Source organism: Halomonas sp. I5-271120, assembly GCF_030553075.1.
Classification (GTDB): domain Bacteria; phylum Pseudomonadota; class Gammaproteobacteria; order Pseudomonadales; family Halomonadaceae; genus Onishia; species Onishia taeanensis_A.
The window spans coordinates 914,059-929,990 of record NZ_CP130701.1 but is presented as its reverse complement, the minus strand read 5'-3'; the positions used below and the strand labels follow the sequence as shown (position 1 = coordinate 929,990).

The following is a 15,932-nucleotide window of genomic DNA, read 5'->3' as shown; positions in this document are numbered from 1 at the left end:
GCTAGTCGTTTACCATTCGGCGACCGAGCCGTCCTCGTGCTGCCACACCGGGTTGCGCCAGCGATGGCCGATCTTGGCACGCTCCTCGACGAAGGCCTCGTCGATCTCGACGCCCAGCCCCGGCCCCTGAGGGATGGCGCAGAAGCCGTCCTTGATCTCGAGGGCCGACTTGTCGACCAGGTAGTCGAGCACGTCGTTGTCCTTGTTGTAGTGGATGCCCATGCTCTGTTCCTGGATGAAGGCGTTGTGACAGACGGCATCCAACTGCAGCGAGGCGGCCAGCGTCAGCGGCCCGAGCGGGCAGTGCGGGGCCAGTGCCACATCGTAGGCGGAGGCCAGGGTGGCGATCTTCAGCCCCTCGCTGATGCCGCCGCAGTGGGAAATATCCGGCTGGATGATGTCGACCATGCCATCGGCCAGCAGGTCGCGGAACTGGAAGCGAGTGTGCAGGCGCTCGCCGGTGGCGATCGGCGTGGCGATGCCTTCGGCGATGTGCTTGAGGGCCGGCAGGTGCTCGGGGGCGACCGGCTCCTCGATGAACATCGGGTGGAACTGCTCGAGCTCGCGCATCAGTGCCCTGGCCATTGGCCGGTGCACGCGGCCATGGAAGTCGATGCCGATGCCGACATCCGGGCCCACCGCCTCGCGGGCCTCGGCGACACGGGCCACGGCGTCGTCGATCTTCTTGTGGGAATCGACGATCTGCATTTCCGGCGTGCCGTTCATCTTGAAGGCGGTGAAGCCCTGATCGACCAGGGCGCGGGCGCCCGTGCCGACGTCGCTTGGGCGGTCGCCGCCGGTCCAGGCGTACATGCGCATCTTGTCGCGCACCGGGCCGCCCAGCAGCTGGTGCACTGGCACGCCCAGCTCACGGCCCTTGAGGTCCCACAGCGCCTGGTCGATGCCGGCGATGGCCGACATCAAAATCGGGCCGCCGCGATAGAAACCGGCCCGGTACATGACGTTCCACAGATGCTCGATGTGGCGCGGGTCCTGGCCGATCAGGTAGTCGGACAGCTCGTGGACGGCAGCCTCTACGGTGGCGGCACGCCCTTCGACCACTGGTTCGCCCCAGCCATAGCAGCCTTCATCGGTTTCGATCTTGAGAAACAGCCAGCGCGGCGGTACCTGCCAGGTCTTGAGTCGGGTGATTTTCATGCGATGCATCCTTTAGGTGGGCGAAGTGTCGGTCCATCGTCCGGTCTTGGTGTCGGGTGTAGCGCAGAAGCGGACGGCGTAAGGGAGTATTCGTCGGCAAACGTTTATCCATGCGCCAAGGCTTCATCGTCGGAGCGCGTGGCCGGACGTCTGAGCTGGCGGCCGCCGTCGTCGACGCCCAGATCGTCGGCGGTGCGGGCCAGCACCTGCTCAGTGGCCTCGCGGGCCGCGTCGGGCTGCCGCAGGCGGATGGCCTCGAGCACTCGGCGATGGAGCGCCAGGCTGTCGTCAAGCGATGCCGCCTGATGCTGGGAGTGCTGGATCAGCGTGACGATCGATGGCCGCAGCAACAGGCCCATCTGCCGCCAGACCAGGTTGTGGCTGGCGCGGTAGATGGCGTCATGGAAGGCGACGTCGTGCTCGATATGCTCCTCGCGGCGGGATGGATCGTCGGCGGTGTCACACATGCCGTCGAAGGCGGTCTCGATGCGCGCCAAATCCTGGGCCGTAGCCGCAAGCGCGGCGAGTTCCGCGACGAAGGGCTCGGCGGAGAGCCTGAAGGCGAAGACCTCGCGCACCAGCTGCGGATGCGGCGACTCGAGTCCCGCCATCCATTCGCTCATCTGCGGGTCGAGCAGATGCCACTCGGCGATGTCGCGGACCACGGTGCCGCGACCGGCGGTGCGCGCGATCAGCCCGCTGCCGCTGAGGGCGGCCAGGGCGTTGCGCACGCGGTTGCGGCTGGCCGAGAAGTGCTTGCAAAGGTCCAGCTCACGGGGAAAGGCGTCACCGCTGGCCCACTGCCCCGACAGAATGGCATGCGCCAGCACGGTGGCCAGCGCGTTGGCGCCCCCGGCCACGAGCGGCTGCGGAAGTCGAGATAGCTGAGACGGCTGTGATGGTGGCGAGGATACGGTCACGGCGAACTCCAAAATATCTGACGTAAATATATTAATGTCTGACATTTCGCGCAACGATTTTTGTGACGCCCTCGCTTAGACATTGGTCGCGTTCCGAGTAGCGGTGCAAGAAGCTGCCGCCAGACACAGCGCGGCCCGGTCGATGACCGGGCCGCGTGTTTTTTAGGGCTATGCCCTGGAGCCGGCATCAAGCCAGCTCAGGAGAGGCTTACTGATTGCTATCGACGGCCTGCTGAGCCTTCTCGCCGGCCGATTCGAGGGCGTTACCGGCACTGGTCAGTGCATCGGCGGTCGCGGACTTGGTGGTTTCCCAGGCGCTGCTGGCGCCTTCCTTGGTGTTGGCCCAGGCCTTGCTCGTGGCCTCCTTGGTCTGTGCCCACCAGGTGCTGGTGTATTCCGGCTGCTGGCTGATTTCGTCACTCGTCATGTCGAGATGCACGACATAGCTGACCTGATCGAGACGATCGCCGTTGAGCGTTTCTACGGTGAAGTCACCGGTATTGATCACATAGGCCTTTTCAGCCAGGCCAAACTGATCGTCGGTCTCGATGACCAGGGCGCGCACCCTCATGTCGTCATCGAGCAGGATATCGTCGACTTCGCCGACGTGTTGGCTGGGGGTCGCCTTCAGAACGACGTCGGCATCGTTGAGTTCATTGGCAGAATAAAGTCCCTGAGGGGCGGCGAGGGCGGAGCCCGCGACGCTCATGCCACCGATGAGCATGGCGCCGAACAGGGCGCTTTTCAGATTGCCTTTGCGATTGTCTTGGCGATTGCCTTGGCGATTAGTGCTGAGCGGTTTCCGTGCTGTCATGAAGAAGTACTCCTGATTGAGAATCCTTTTCCCATGGCCGGATGCTGCGCCATACCCACATACCTTGAGGGCGTTGAGGGAATTTCAAGGGGGTGACGCTTGCGCTACATGGGGCTTGCCACGCTTCGCCGTGCCCGGGGCGTCTTTTTCATCACCGGGGCTTTACGCCTGGCGAGGGCCTGTATCGCCGAGGTCGGGGCCCGAAGCAGACAGCAGACGATGGGAACGACGTCATGCTGGCAGCGGGCGATAGCATTGTGACGGCGCGAGGTTTCGGTAAAATGCAAATGCAATTAATAATGCTTTTCATTTTCGTGTCAGTGGCATCGTCATCGCCGGGATCGAAGGCCCACCGACCCAGGACAAGGACCCACCGTGGAACTGCTTCGCGTTATCTTTCGCCACTATCGCTGGCACTTTCTTGCCGTCATGTTGCTTAGCCTGGCCAGCGCTGGGTTGGGCATTGGCGCCATTGCCTTTATCAACCGTCGGCTGATCGAGGCGGTGGGTGACCCCACCAATGTATTGCCCGCCTTTCTCGGGGTTATCGTTGCGCTGCTGGTGGTGACCCTGGCGTCTCAGATGGCGTTGACCACGCTTGGGCACCATTTCGTCTATGGACTGCGAGGCCGTCTGGTCAAGCAGATTCTGGACACCGATGTTGAGCGGCTCGAGCGGCTGGGCAGCGCTGAGCTGCTGGCGAGCCTGTCCAGCGATGTGCGTAATGTCACCATCGCGTTCGTGCGCTTGCCCGAGCTGGTGCAGGGCGTCGTGCTGACCGTTGGTTCGGCGGCCTATCTGGGCTGGCTGTCGCCCAGCCTGTTGTTGGTCACGGCCGTGTGGCTGGCGGTCACGATTGCCGGCGGTTCCTGGCTGGTGGCGCGCGTATATCGCCATCTGGCCAAGGTGCGTGAAAGCGAGGACAGGCTTTACCGGGACTACGAGGCGGTCATCCAGGGGTGCAAGGAGCTGGCGCTCAACCGCAGCCGGGCACAGCGCCTCTTCGATGGGCGCTATAGCGAGGACGCGCGCGCCTATCGTGGCCATATCATCCGTGCTGATACCTACCATTTAAGCGCCGTTAACTGGTCGAACATCATGATGCTTGGGGCCATTGGCGTGGTGTTTTATCTGGCCAATGGCTTGGGCTGGGCAAGTACCACGGTGGCCGCGACTTATTCGCTGACGCTGCTTTTCCTGCGCACGCCGCTGATTCAGGCGGTGGGGGCGTTGCCAACGCTGTTGAGCGCTCAGGTGGCTTTCGACAAGATCGCGGCGCTGGAGCTGGCCGAACCAAAAGCGGATTTCGCGGTGGTCGAGCCGGCGCCGGCAGACTGGCGAACCCTGACGCTGCGCGGCGTGACCTTTACCTATACCGGCAGCAACGCCCTCCCAGGCTTCCGGGTTGGCCCCCTGGACCTGACCCTGAGGCGCGGCGAGCTGGTGTTTTTGATCGGCGGCAATGGCAGCGGCAAGTCGACCCTGGCCAAGCTGCTGACGGGCCTCTATCAGCCCCAGGAGGGGGATCTGCTGCTGGACGGTAAGCCGCTGAACGATGCCCTGAGGCCGGCCTATCGACAGCGCTTTTCCGCGGTTTTTACCGACTTTCATCAGTTCACCGACCTGGTCGGCCCCGAGGGGGACCAGGCCGATCCGGCGCTCGTCGAGGTGTGGCTCGACTATCTGGCGATGCGTGACAAGCTGGTGTTCGAGGGGCAGAGAGTGACCAACCCCGAGCTCTCCCAGGGGCAGCGCAAGCGGCTGGCACTGCTGATGGCGATCGCCGAGGAGCGCGACCTGCTGCTGCTGGACGAGTGGGCTGCCGACCAGGACCCGCAGTTTCGCCGGGTCTTCTATCGCGATTTACTGCCCCAGTTGAAGGCGATGGGCAAGACGGTGTTTGCCATCAGCCACGACGACCACTACTTCGACCATGCCGATCGGCTATTGGAGATGCACGGCGGCCAACTGAGCGAGCTGACCGGCGACCAGCGGGAGCGAGTCAGTCGCGATGCGGTGGCGAGATTGGATCAAGCGGAGGATTGAGCGGCATCAGGGGATTGGTATTGTTAATCTAAATGAAAAAAATTATCATTTATTTTCGTGGTGTTTCGCACCCGACATCCCCTGATACATCCCGCCTCCCACTATCAAGGCAAGATCCATGCACTCACCTCTTCACGACTCGCAACACGACTCGCAACACGACTCGCAACACGACCTGCCGCTATCGCCACTGACCGTCGCCGTTCGCTATGGTCTGACGTTATCCCTGCTCTGTGCGCCACAGCTGGCGATGGCTCAGGACGAACAGGCCGCCAGCACCGAGGCCGATCCTCTAGTCATCACCGCCACCGCGCTGAAGGTCAACGCCCCGACGATCGAGACACCGCGGGCGGTATCCACGGTAGGGCGCGAAGAGCTCGACGAGCGAAATGTCCAGCGTCTTGACGAGGCCTTCCGCTACCGTTCGGGCGTGCTGTCCGGCCATTATGGCGCCGACAACGACACCGACTGGTTCAAGGTGCGGGGCTTCGATCAGGCCACCTACCAGGACGGCCTGCGGATTTATCGGACCGGTTACTATCAGTGGTTGCCCGAGCCTTATGGCCTGCAGAGCGTCGATGTATTCAAGGGGCCGGCGTCGATTCTCTACGGCGAGGCGCCGGCCGGTGGCCTGGTCAATGCCGTCAGCAAACGACCGACCGCCGAGCGGCGGGGCGAAGTCAATCTCCAGGTCGGCAATCGGCATCATCGCCAGTTGGGCATCGATACCTCCGGCCCGCTGACCGAGAGTGGCGATGTCCGCTATCGTATGGTCGGCATGGCCAAGCAGCGCGATGGCGATCTCGACAATACCGAGAACGAGCGCTATTACTTCGCGCCGAGTCTCGAGGTGGATGTCAACGACGATACCAGTCTTACCTTCCTGGCCAGTGTCCAGAAAGACGATGCTATCCCCACCAACCCTTTCAAACTGACCTATGGCTCCGTCGAGGACACGCCCTTTGGCAAGGTCGACCCTCAGACCAGCTACGGTGAGCCGGACTACGACACCAACGAGCGTACCCAGGCTTCTCTAGGCTATGAGCTGCGTCATCAACTGAACGACACCTGGCGCTTCGAACAGAACCTGCGCTACAGCCATCTGGATCTGACGCTACGCAGCACCTACATTTTAGCGCGTCAGTCTGGCAGCGATCGCAAGGCATACCGCGGACTGGTGTATCGCGATGGCGATATCGAGAGCTGGATGCTGGACAACCGCTTGGTCGGTACCTGGTATGGTGACCGTACCGAAAATACCCTGATGGTCGGCCTTGGCTATCAGGATCTCGGCCTGGACGGTCAGGAGGCCGATATATCCGGCTTCGGCGATTCCATCGACATCTTCGACCCCCAGTATGGCAATTACACGCCGGTGGGCGACGATCAGCTGACCGAGCGTGAGATCGACAAACGACAGACCGGCCTGTATTTGCAGGATCAGCTGCGTATCGACGACCGCTGGGTGCTGTTGGGAAGCGTGCGCTACGACCAGGCGAAAACCGACAACGTCAACCGCACCGACGGCACTACCCAGCGTGCCGATGATGACCAGATCTCCTGGTCCGGTGGGGTGATGTATCTAGGCGATCATGGCATCAATCCTTACCTCAGCTACACCGAGTCGTTCGAGCCGCAAGCTAGCGCCGATAGCAATGGGCGACTCTACGAGCCTCTTGAAGGTGAGCAGTGGGAAGCCGGCGTCAAGGTGGCGCCCCGCAGTTGGGATGGGTATTTCACCGCAGCGGTCTTCGACCTCGAGCAGCGCAACAGCCTGGTCACTACGGGCGGTGGGCGTCAGGAGCAGGTAGGCGAGCAGCGCTCCCGGGGCCTAGAGCTCGAAAGCGTTGGCTACCTCACCGACCAGCTGCAGCTCACCACCGCTTATACTTATACGGATGCCGAGAGTGAAGGCGACGAGCGCAAGACTTTGATTCCGCGCCACCAGGCATCGGCCTGGCTGGATTACCGCTTCCAGGAAGGCGCCATGGCGGGGCTCAAGCTGGGCGGCGGCGTGCGCTATGTCGGCGAGAGCGTCTACAAGCAGATCACCGTGCCGGACTATACCCTGGTGGATGCCATGGCCAGCTACGACTTCGCCGACAGTTGGCGGGCGCAGGTTAACGTCAACAACGTGACCGACAAGGAGTACGTCGCTAGCTGTAATTACTGGTGCTACTACGGCGAGTCGCGCAGCATGATCGGCAGCCTGAGCTACCGTTTCTGAACCAACCCTTGCGAAGATATCTTCATTGACCGCGTCTGGCGCAATGCCGGGCGCGGTCTTTTTGATGGCGGGACGGGATTTTATTGATGGCGGGGCGAGGTCTTTTCGATGGCCTTTTCGTGCATCGCCGCCCTGGCCTGGCCGGTCTGGCTGGCCCGGGGGCGGCATGGCGTCAACGTCAGCGGCGCCCAAGCCCCCACATGAAGTAGGCACCGCCCAGCAGCGAGGCGACCAGGCCAGCGGGAATTTCCTGCGGGAACAGCAGCTGCCGGCCCAGCCAGTCGGCCAGCACCATCAGCAGCGCACCGGTGAGGGCCGCGCCGGCAAGGTGCGCGCCGGCGCGGCTAAAGCCCATCAGCCGTGCCATGTGGGGCGCCAGCAGGCCGACAAACGAGAGCGGCCCGACCACCAGCGTGGCGGTGGCAGTGAGCAGGGCGACCAGCGCCAGCAGGGCGAGCCGGGCCCGGACCACCGGGAGGCCGAGCGCCGCGGCCGAGGGCGCCCCCAGCGGCAGAATATCCAGCCAGCGGGTCAGCGGTGCAGCGGCCAGCGCCAGCAGCAGGGCCGCGCCGGTTACCGTCAGGGCACTGGTCATGTCGACATAGTAGGTAGAGCCTGAGAGCCAGGCGATGATCTGCTGGCCTCGAGGGTCGCCGCCGGCCAGCACCAAGGATTTGATCGCCTCAAACAAGGCGGTGATCGCGACCCCGGTAAGCAGCAGCCGTTGGGGCTGGAAGCCGCTTTTGCGGTTGACCAGCACCAGCACTGCCAACGAGACCAGAGCACCCAGCACACCAGCCCCGACCAGGGTCAGGTTGCTCGGTGCCGGCAGCAGAAATATCGCGCCGATCAGGGCGATGGCGCTGCCGCCGCTGATGCCGAGGACTTCGGGGCTGGCCATCGGGTTGGCGGTGAGGCGCTGGATCAGCGTGCCGGCAATGGCCAGCATCACGCCGCTGCCGGCGGCGGCCAACAGCCGTGGCAGCCGCCACTGCAGCAGCTCTCCATCGCCGATCGAGGCCCATTGCCAGCCGCCAGCGCCCTGGCCGGCCAGCAGCGCGATGACGGCCAGCGCGGCAAGCGCTACGGCAAGCTTGGTGGCGAGCCGGCGCGGGGCGGGATGACGGCTCCCGACCGCCCGGGCCTCTCGAGGCGGCGCGTTGCCGCCGAAGCGAAGACGTGGAATCAGCCACAGCAGTAGCGGTGCGCCCAGCGCAGCGGTGAAGGCCCCGGTGGGAATCATGGTGGGTAGTATCCCAGAGAAGTGCTGTAGCAGCAGATCGGTAACGGCCAGCAGTAGCGCGCCGAGCAGCGTCGACCAGATCAGCCTGGGCCCGAGCCGACGGGCTCCGGCCAGGCGCACGATATTGGGGGCGGCCAAGCCGATGAAGCCAATGATGCCCACCACGCTGACCACGCAACCGGTGATGAAGACCGCCAGACCCAGCCCCGCCAGGCGCAGATGTTTGAGCGAGATGCCGAGGCTTCGGGCGCCGGCTTCGTCCAGCTCCAGCAGGGCCAGCGGACGCAGTAGCCAGGCGGCCAACACGGCGCCGAGTGCCAGGCGCGGCGCCAGAAAGGCGGCGTCCTGCCAGCCATTCTGTGCAAGCGAGCCGGCACCCCAGATCAGCAGTCCCTTGAGAACCTCCTGATGGAAAAGCAGCAACACCATGCCCAGTGCCCCGAGATAGAGGTTGATCACCAGGCCGGCAAGTACCACCACAATCGGCGACAGGCCGCGCCGCCAGGCCAGCAGGAAGACCAGGCCCATGGCAAGGCCGCCTCCGGCCAGGGCCACCCACTCACGACCCAGCACCAGCAGGCCCGGGGCCATCAGGCTCGTGGCCATCAGTGCCAGGTTGGCGCCGCTGGTGACGCCCAGGGTGGTGGGAGCGGCCAGAGGGTTCCTGAGCACCTGCTGCATCAGCACCCCGGCCAGCGCCAGGCCGCCACCGGCCAATAGCGCCATGGCCAGCCGAGGCCACCAGGCAACGTGCAGCACCAGGCTTTCCGCACTGGCGTCCGGCACACTGAACAAAGCCTGCAGACCGCCTGTCAGCCCCAGGCTTGATTGCAGGTGCATGACGGAAAGCGTTACTGCCAGCAGGCCAAGCAGCAGGCAGGCGTGGCCGGGGGTTAACCGAAGCCGTGATAGAGGCGGACGAGACAAAGACTCAGCGGGCATCGGCATTCTCCATGGCGGTCACCAGCAGGTCGGCGAAGCGCCGGGCGGAAGGCAGGGCGCCAAAGCTCCACACGGGATCCAGCATCAAAGGGGCTCCCTGGCGCTGCACGAGCTCCTGCCAAAGGCCGCTGTCGGCGAGCGATGCGCGTACGCCGGCCGGATAGGGTTTGACGACGACCAGTCGGGCATCGATTCCCACCAGCGCTTCGATGGGCGCCAGCGAGAAGCCCCAGGCGTTGGTGTTGCCGGTCCAGGCATTGGTCAGCCCCAGGCGTTCGAGGACCGCCTGATAAAGGCCATTGTCACCGAATACCCGCACGTGGCGGGCATCCATGAATTGCACGATCAATAGTGGCGGAGCGTCATTATCCAGCCGTGACTTTTGGGCCGCGAGCGCTGTCTCCGTTGCCTCGATCAGCCGTGTGGCCGCCTGGGGGCGGTCGATCAGAGCGGCCATCGAGCGCGTCAATTCGCACAGCTCGGCCCAGGTGTCGCGACCGGGGCTGTACAGCGCCAGGGTGTCCACAGGGGCGATACGTTCGAGCCGGGGCACCAGATTGGCAAACATCGGTGAGATCAGAATGCGGTCGGGATCGATGCTCGCCAGCAGTTCGAGATTGGGCTGGGTGCGCAACCCGAGGTCACTGACCGAGCTTGGCATCGCGGGCTCACGAACCCAGGCGTGATAGGCATCGACCTGAGCGGCCGCCACCGGTGGATGATCCAGGGCGATGAGGGTCTCAGCGAGCGTCCAGTCGAGCGTGGCCAGGCGCGTTGGGGCCGCTGTCGCCGCTGTCGGCACAAGGGCGAAGGCGAACAGCAGGGCCAGTGGCCCGATGAGCCCGGCAAGCTGGCGGCTTGGATGAAACATGGAGAGTCCTGCGGTTAGTGAGCGACGGCGACGCGATGCTCACCGCTTGGGTGTGAGATGACATGCATGGGGATGCCGTAGATGGCCTTGAGGGTGTCGCCGGTCATGATGGCGTCCGGTGTGCCCTCGGCCAGCAGGCGACCCGCGTGCAGCGCTACTAGTCGGTCGCAGTAACGGGCGGCCAGATTGATGTCATGCAGCACGATGACGACCCCAAGTCCTAGCTCTTGGCACAGCCGGCGCACCAGCTCCAGCACCTCTATCTGGTGGGCGATGTCCAGCGCCGCCAGCGGCTCGTCGAGCATCAGGTATTGGCTGCCCTGAGCCAGCAACATGGCCAGCCAGATCCGCTGGCGCTCGCCGCCTGACAGGGTGTCGACCATGCGATCGGCGAAGGCCTGAGTGCCGGTCAGGCTCATGGCGCGCGCCACCTGCGCCTTGTCTTCGCGGCCGGGCCGACCGAGCAGGCCCTGCCAGGGGTAGCGGCCGAAGCCCACCAGCTCGCGGCCGGTGAGGTCATCGGCGGGCGGCAGCTGCTGGGGCAGGTAGGCCACTCGACGGGCGAAGGCACGGCTTTTCCATTCGCCTAGCGGCGTGCCGTCGAGGCGAATCTCGCCTCCGCTCGGCGCCTGCTGGCGAGCCAGCAGCTTGAGCAGGGTCGACTTGCCGGAACCGTTGTGGCCGATCAGCCCCACCACCTGGCCGGAAGCCAGGGCGAGATCGGTGGGGTGCAGCAAGGGCGTGTCATTGACCTCGAAAGTGGCGGCGCTGACATCAAACATGACGGGTCCAGAGGTGAGTGGTGTAGGTGGATATTAAAGCAAATCATTCTTGTTCGTAATATCTTTCATCGCAACGATGCCTGCCGACACCCCTTGGGGCATCGGCAGGCATGAGGCTGTCAGGCAGCCGGGGTGAGGCGAGGTCGGATCAAAAATCGTAGCTGACAGTGGCCTTCACGCTGCGCTCGGCGCCGAAGTAGCAGTACTGCAGCGAGTTGCAGGACGCCACGTACTCCTTGTCGAGCAGGTTGTTGACGTTGAGCCGCCCGGTGACGCCGCGCATGCCGAGCTGACTGAAGTCGTAGCTCAGGGCGGCATCGACCAGGGTGTAGTCCGGGACCTGTTCGGTGTTGGCGCGGTCTGCCTGGATGTCGGCGTTGTAGCGAACGCCAAGGCCGGCGCCGACGCCTGCCAGGGCCCCATCTCTGACTGCATAGGAGCCCCACACGGATGCCATATGGCGTGGCGCATAGATGGCGCGGTTGCCTTCTTCGCTGCTGTCGTCGCTCTTGGCGTAGGTGATATCCGTGAAGCTGTAGCTGGCCTGCAGACGCAGGTTGTCGGTCAGTTGGGTGCGGGCCTCGAGCTCAACGCCTTCCGACTCGATCTCGCCGATCGCGCGGTAAGGGTCGGTGGGCTGCTCCTTGGTGGCGACGTTTTCCTGCTCGATGTGGAACAGCGCCAGGCTGTAGCGATCCTGAGTGCCGTTCGGCTGGTACTTCAGCCCGGTCTCGATCTGCTCGCCTTCCATTGGCTCGAGCAGGTCGCCGTTGGCGTCGACGAAGCTGGTCGGCGTGAAGGCCGTGGAGTAGCTGACATAGGGGGCCAGGCCGTTGTCGAACAGGTAGAGGGCGCCGGCGCGACCGCTGAACTGGGTATCGTTCAGCTCGCTTGAGCTGCCGGTGCCTTCATTGGTGTTCTCGATATCGACCCAGTCATAGCGTCCGCCGAGGGAGAGACGCCACCTGCCCAGTGCCAGCTGATCCTGGGCGTAGACTCCGGTCTGGTGAATGTCGTGTTGCTCCTCGGTAGCCGCGTACATCGCCGTGGGCTCGGCGCCATACTCGGGGTCGAAGGCATCGATGTTCGGGAAGGCGCCTGACGGCCAACTAACCTCGTTTTCGCGGCGCTGATAGTCGGCGCCGAACAGCAAGGTATGGTCCACGCGGCCGGTGCTCAGTTGCGCCTCGAGCTGGTTATCGACGGTCCAGGCCTGCATGGACTCCTCGCCACCGGAATAGTAGCGGTTGAGCTCGGTATCGTTGGCCCAGCCATAGCCGTAGACCTGATTGAGGGTCACGTCGGTGTTGAGATAGAGCAGCTTCTGACGTGCCGTCCAGGCGTCGTTGAAGCGGTGCTCGAGGTCGTAGCCGACCAGGCGCTGAGTGCGCTCGAATTTGTCGTAGTCCTCTTCACCATCGAAGAAGGTGTTGTCGATTTTGCGGCCATTATGGCGCTCTACGGCGCCTTCATAAGGAACGCCCGAGTGATAGCCGCCTTCTGGGTCCTTCTGTAGATAGGCATGCAGCGTCAGGCTGGTGTCATCCGTCATGTCCCAGGTCAGCTGGGGCGCGAAGGCGTAGCGCTTGTCCTCGACGGGGCCAAACTGGGTGTCGGCGCTCTCAGCCAGGCCAGTCACGCGGTAGGCCACGCGCCGTTCGTCATCCAGCGGCCCTGTCAGGTCGAAGGCGGCGCTGCGCTGGGCGTTGTTGCCGACGCCGAGGCGCACCTGCCCCGATGGCTCGAACTCCGGACGCTTGCTGGTCAGCGATACCAGGCCGCCCGGGGAGGCGCGGCCATAGAGCACCGAGGCCGGGCCCTTGACCACCTCGATGCTCTCGAGGAAGTAAGGGTCGATGACCAGCGAGCTGTAGGAGTTGGCATCGCCCATCAGCTTCAGGCCATCGAGGAAGGTGTTGCTCAGGCTGCCATCCGAGAAGCCGCGCAGCACGATGTAGTCATAGCGGCTGGAGGCCCCTACCTGGTTGGTGTAGGCGCCGGCCGAGTAGTTGAGGGCTCGCTGCACCGATTCCGCGCCTTTTTCTTCCCAGTCTCCACGTTCCACCACCGAGGTCGCCTGGGGCGTTTCGTTGAACGGCGTCTCGGTCTTGGTGGCGGCGCTGGTGACGGTGAGCGTGTCGAGGGTGCTGGGGTTACCGGGCGAGGCAGCGTCTTGTGCCCAGGCCGGGGACAGAGCGGCGGCGCTGGCGAGCGCAACGGCGAGGGTGAGGGGATGTCGAGCAGTCATGGGCAGTCTTTCCTTGGATAGGAGATCAACTCTCTTTCGGTAATGAGAATTATTCCATTTAAATGCCCGGCGAATGTATGCGCAACGCCAGCACGGCTTTGCCCAATGACAGAACAGTTGTGAAAAGCGCCAGGACGCCTTTGCAAAGCGCCCAAGCGATGAACCTGCGTTACAAAGGCTTGTCTCAGGTGGCTTTTTGGATAACGGGTCAGGCGGCTTGTGAAAGATGGGATCAGGCGGCGTTGCGATACGCGCGAGGACTCATGCCGAAGTGGCGGCGGAAGGCGGTAGTGAAGTTGCTGGCATGGCCATAGCCCACGGCGTGGGCCGTCTGCTGAACGTCCAGGCCCTGCCTGAGCAGCTCGGCGGCTTTTTCCAAACGGCGCCCGCGCAGATAGGCGAACACCGACTGGCCATGGGCGGCGGTGAACTTGGCGCGCAGGCTGCTTTGGCTCATCGCCGCCAGGCGGGCCAGGTCGGCCAGCCGGTGGTCAGCTTCGGGATGCGTATCGAGGGCCTGACGCACTCGTTCGAGGCGTTCGCGTTCGCCGTTTGAAAGGCTGGGAATCGCGGCGGTGGAATGGTGATACGTGTCGCTAGATGTCGCCTCATTCATGTTCATCAGCATCCGGGCCAGTAGCTGCAGCATCAGCGCATCGAGCAGCAGTCGCAGGTCGCCGCTGTCGCCGTCTAACGCCAGCGCTTCCTCAAGGGCGCCAAGCAGGTGCGCCGGCAGTGTTTGCCGACGCAGGGCGGGTGGGCCGTCTTCCAGGGCCTTGAGCGTGGGGTACTGGTAGGTGAGCGCGGCGAGGGCATCGGTCCGAAAGGCCAGGTTCAAGGTGCGCAGGCGCTGGCCGGCTTCCTGCCTGGCCTCCAGCGCCTGGCGATCATCGAAACGCGAGCACAGGGCTTGGCCCGGCGACAGCCACAGGCTCTCCTCGCCCAGGCGCAGGCGGACCTTGCCTTCCAGTATCACCGTGATGAACAGCGGCGCGGCGGCCAGTGAGCTGGAGGCGTAGGGCTCGAGCACCGTCAGGTCCGAGCGGGTCAGGAAGATGCCACGGCGCAGCTCAAGCTCATCGACGCGACCGCGCAGGATCGGCGTCTGGGCGGCCTGTGCGTGATCGGCAAGGGCGGGGAAGCGGTAGGCGATGCCGCAGCGGGCGCCGAGCCGTTCAAGATCGCCGGCCGAGAGCTGGCGTGGCAGCGTTGCGCTGATGGTGGTGGCCATGTGGCTAACCGGTTGCCCTGTTCGATAACGGGCAGTTGCCGCAGTAGCCAAGCTCGGGCAGCAAGTAGCGCAGGCAGCAAAGCCGGCGCACGCGTTGGGTGGCAGAAGCGTCCGCCTCGCCTTGGCACTCAGGCTGGAAGTAGCGTACCGGCTGGTACAGCGGGTTGCGCCGGCCGTTGGCGGTGGTGCGGCTGGCAAGCAGGCGGTGGCCTTCCTCGGCGATGCCTGGGGTCGCCATTGGATGCGCTTCCACTGCATTCAGGAAGTATTCCAAGGTGTTGCCGGCATTGCTCCAGAAGACCTTCGCAGAGGCCCCGGACAAGGCCGCCAGCCGACCAATCAGCGGTGTCAGGTGATCATCGATCAGGGTCGAGAAGCGCGTGAAGCCATCCAGTGAGGTCAGTGGGCGACCGGCGTGGGCAAGCTGCAGGCGCTCGGTGCGCCCCTCGGCCGTTAGCCATACCCCCATCTCATCGAGGCCCATCGGCAGGTCCCGCTCGAGCAGCAGGTTGGCGGCCAGGTAGGGGGCGAGCAGGGCCCCGAAGTGCCATTTCGACCAAAGTGACACCAGGGCGCGGCGATCCCCTTGCTCCGACTGATAGCCATAGCCTGCCCTGAAGCGCACAAGCTCGGCCTCGAATCGCTCGGGCGTCAGCAGGTCACGCATCGGCAGCGCCGGGGCTTGTATCGGCCCGACCTTGGGCGGCGTCAGGCCCTCCATTGGACCAGTGTAGAGCGCATCGAGCAGCAGGGGCATGGTGGTCGTCTCATCAGCGGGGCCAGCGATTCGGGAAATACTAGATTAAACGAAAATCATTATCAAATGCGGCTGAGCATCAGTTCCTTGCAGCGGGTCAGGGCCTTGGCGATGTAGCGGCCGGCCATGCGTTCGGAAACGCCCAGCCGACGGCCGATCTCGGCCTGCGTCAGGCCTTCCAGCCGATGCCAGGCCAGCGCCAGTCGCTCATGTTCGGGTAAGCGGGCCATGATCTCGTCGAGCTCCCTGATGTAGCCGGCACGATGACCCGAATGCTCGGGGCAGGCGTGAGGACCGGCCAGCACCGGGTCGTCGGGTTCCAGGACGCAGCACTCGGGGGCCTTGCTCTGGCGCCGCCAGTGATCGATCAGCCGGTGCCTGGCCATGCGGAACAGATAGGCACGGGGGTCGCGAAGCCCCGCATCGGGTGGGGCTTCTCGCAGCCGCAGATACAGGTCCTGGCACAGGTCTTCGGCATGACCGGCATCGTCGAGCCGACGGGCCATGTACTGACGCAGGGCCCCGGCATGACGCCGATAGAGCGCCTCCAGCTGGTGGTCGCTTAAGGGCTCAGGTGTCGGTGTGAGCTCGGCGGACGGTGACAGCCTGGGCGAGCGAGTGGACGCAGACACGGCGACCCATCCCCGCGGCCTGGCCGCGGGGAGTCGAGTGACGGGCAGCGGGTGAGGAGAG

General features: G+C 64.3%; 12 protein-coding genes. 2 read left to right on the top strand and 10 right to left on the bottom strand.

The annotated features are described in order from the left end of the window. Nucleotides 1-9: 9 nt before the first annotated feature. From dgoD to Q2K57_RS04080, 3 genes are all read right to left on the bottom strand, one after another. On the bottom strand, nucleotides 10-1,158 hold the full coding sequence (gene dgoD, locus Q2K57_RS04090) for a galactonate dehydratase (RefSeq protein WP_112053628.1): 1,149 nt from the start codon (nucleotides 1,156-1,158) through the stop codon (nucleotides 10-12). A gap of 104 nt (nucleotides 1,159-1,262) precedes the next feature. Continuing rightward, the gene (locus Q2K57_RS04085; RefSeq protein WP_258395941.1) at nucleotides 1,263-2,078 is read right to left on the bottom strand and encodes a FadR/GntR family transcriptional regulator; all 816 of its coding nucleotides are present in this window, start codon (nucleotides 2,076-2,078) and stop codon (nucleotides 1,263-1,265) included. A 208-nt stretch (nucleotides 2,079-2,286) separates the two neighbouring features. Next, nucleotides 2,287-2,892, bottom strand: a complete 606-nt coding sequence (locus Q2K57_RS04080; RefSeq protein ID WP_258395940.1) for a PRC-barrel domain containing protein — start codon at nucleotides 2,890-2,892, stop codon at nucleotides 2,287-2,289. A 375-nt stretch (nucleotides 2,893-3,267) separates the two neighbouring features. On the opposite strand from Q2K57_RS04080, the gene Q2K57_RS04075 reads away from it, so the two are divergent. Together Q2K57_RS04075 and Q2K57_RS04070 are read left to right on the top strand one after the other, a co-directional pair. Next, nucleotides 3,268-4,938, top strand: coding sequence for a multidrug ABC transporter permease/ATP-binding protein (locus Q2K57_RS04075; protein WP_112053626.1), 1,671 nt, complete (start codon nucleotides 3,268-3,270; stop codon nucleotides 4,936-4,938). 118 nt (nucleotides 4,939-5,056) lie between these two features. After that, nucleotides 5,057-7,165, top strand: a complete 2,109-nt coding sequence (locus tag Q2K57_RS04070; protein ID WP_369700292.1) for a TonB-dependent siderophore receptor — start codon at nucleotides 5,057-5,059, stop codon at nucleotides 7,163-7,165. Nucleotides 7,166-7,343: 178 nt separating this feature from the next. On the opposite strand, the gene fhuB is transcribed toward Q2K57_RS04070, so the two are convergent. The 7 genes from fhuB to Q2K57_RS04035 form a co-directional block, all read right to left on the bottom strand. After that, the gene (gene fhuB, locus Q2K57_RS04065; protein WP_304526163.1) at nucleotides 7,344-9,350 is read right to left on the bottom strand and encodes a Fe(3+)-hydroxamate ABC transporter permease FhuB; all 2,007 of its coding nucleotides are present in this window, start codon (nucleotides 9,348-9,350) and stop codon (nucleotides 7,344-7,346) included. After that, the gene (locus Q2K57_RS04060; RefSeq protein ID WP_304526162.1) at nucleotides 9,340-10,221 is read right to left on the bottom strand and encodes an iron-siderophore ABC transporter substrate-binding protein; all 882 of its coding nucleotides are present in this window, start codon (nucleotides 10,219-10,221) and stop codon (nucleotides 9,340-9,342) included. The genes fhuB and Q2K57_RS04060 overlap by 11 nt, the downstream gene beginning before the upstream one ends. Nucleotides 10,222-10,235: 14 nt before the next feature. Continuing rightward, nucleotides 10,236-11,003, bottom strand: a complete 768-nt coding sequence (locus Q2K57_RS04055) for an ABC transporter ATP-binding protein (protein ID WP_304526161.1) — start codon at nucleotides 11,001-11,003, stop codon at nucleotides 10,236-10,238. 148 nt (nucleotides 11,004-11,151) lie between these two features. Then, nucleotides 11,152-13,251, bottom strand: a complete 2,100-nt coding sequence (locus tag Q2K57_RS04050; protein WP_304526160.1) for a TonB-dependent siderophore receptor — start codon at nucleotides 13,249-13,251, stop codon at nucleotides 11,152-11,154. Nucleotides 13,252-13,483: 232 nt separating this feature from the next. After that, entirely contained in the window at nucleotides 13,484-14,482 is a 999-nt protein-coding gene (locus Q2K57_RS04045; RefSeq protein WP_304526159.1) for a helix-turn-helix transcriptional regulator, read from the bottom strand. 4 nt (nucleotides 14,483-14,486) lie between these two features. Then, on the bottom strand, nucleotides 14,487-15,239 hold the full coding sequence (gene fhuF, locus Q2K57_RS04040; RefSeq protein WP_304526158.1) for a siderophore-iron reductase FhuF: 753 nt from the start codon (nucleotides 15,237-15,239) through the stop codon (nucleotides 14,487-14,489). Nucleotides 15,240-15,301: 62 nt separating this feature from the next. Continuing rightward, the gene (locus Q2K57_RS04035) at nucleotides 15,302-15,871 is read right to left on the bottom strand and encodes an RNA polymerase sigma factor (protein WP_304526157.1); all 570 of its coding nucleotides are present in this window, start codon (nucleotides 15,869-15,871) and stop codon (nucleotides 15,302-15,304) included. Nucleotides 15,872-15,932 lie beyond the last annotated feature (61 nt).

Excerpts from the sequence above, each read along its gene's own strand:
- Q2K57_RS04080 (WP_258395940.1), bottom strand. The coding sequence starts at position 2,892 with ATGACAGCACGGAAACCGCTCAGCACTAATCGCCAAGGCAATCGCCAA.
- Q2K57_RS04050 (WP_304526160.1), bottom strand. The coding sequence starts at position 13,251 with ATGACTGCTCGACATCCCCTCACCCTCGCCGTTGCGCTCGCCAGCGCC.
- Q2K57_RS04045 (WP_304526159.1), bottom strand. The coding sequence starts at position 14,482 with ATGGCCACCACCATCAGCGCAACGCTGCCACGCCAGCTCTCGGCCGGC.
- Q2K57_RS04070 (WP_369700292.1), top strand. The coding sequence starts at position 5,057 with ATGCACTCACCTCTTCACGACTCGCAACACGACTCGCAACACGACTCG.
- dgoD (WP_112053628.1), bottom strand. The coding sequence starts at position 1,158 with ATGAAAATCACCCGACTCAAGACCTGGCAGGTACCGCCGCGCTGGCTG.
- fhuF (WP_304526158.1), bottom strand. The coding sequence starts at position 15,239 with ATGCCCCTGCTGCTCGATGCGCTCTACACTGGTCCAATGGAGGGCCTG.
- Q2K57_RS04055 (WP_304526161.1), bottom strand. The coding sequence starts at position 11,003 with ATGTTTGATGTCAGCGCCGCCACTTTCGAGGTCAATGACACGCCCTTG.
- Q2K57_RS04060 (WP_304526162.1), bottom strand. The coding sequence starts at position 10,221 with ATGTTTCATCCAAGCCGCCAGCTTGCCGGGCTCATCGGGCCACTGGCC.
- fhuB (WP_304526163.1), bottom strand. The coding sequence starts at position 9,350 with ATGCCCGCTGAGTCTTTGTCTCGTCCGCCTCTATCACGGCTTCGGTTA.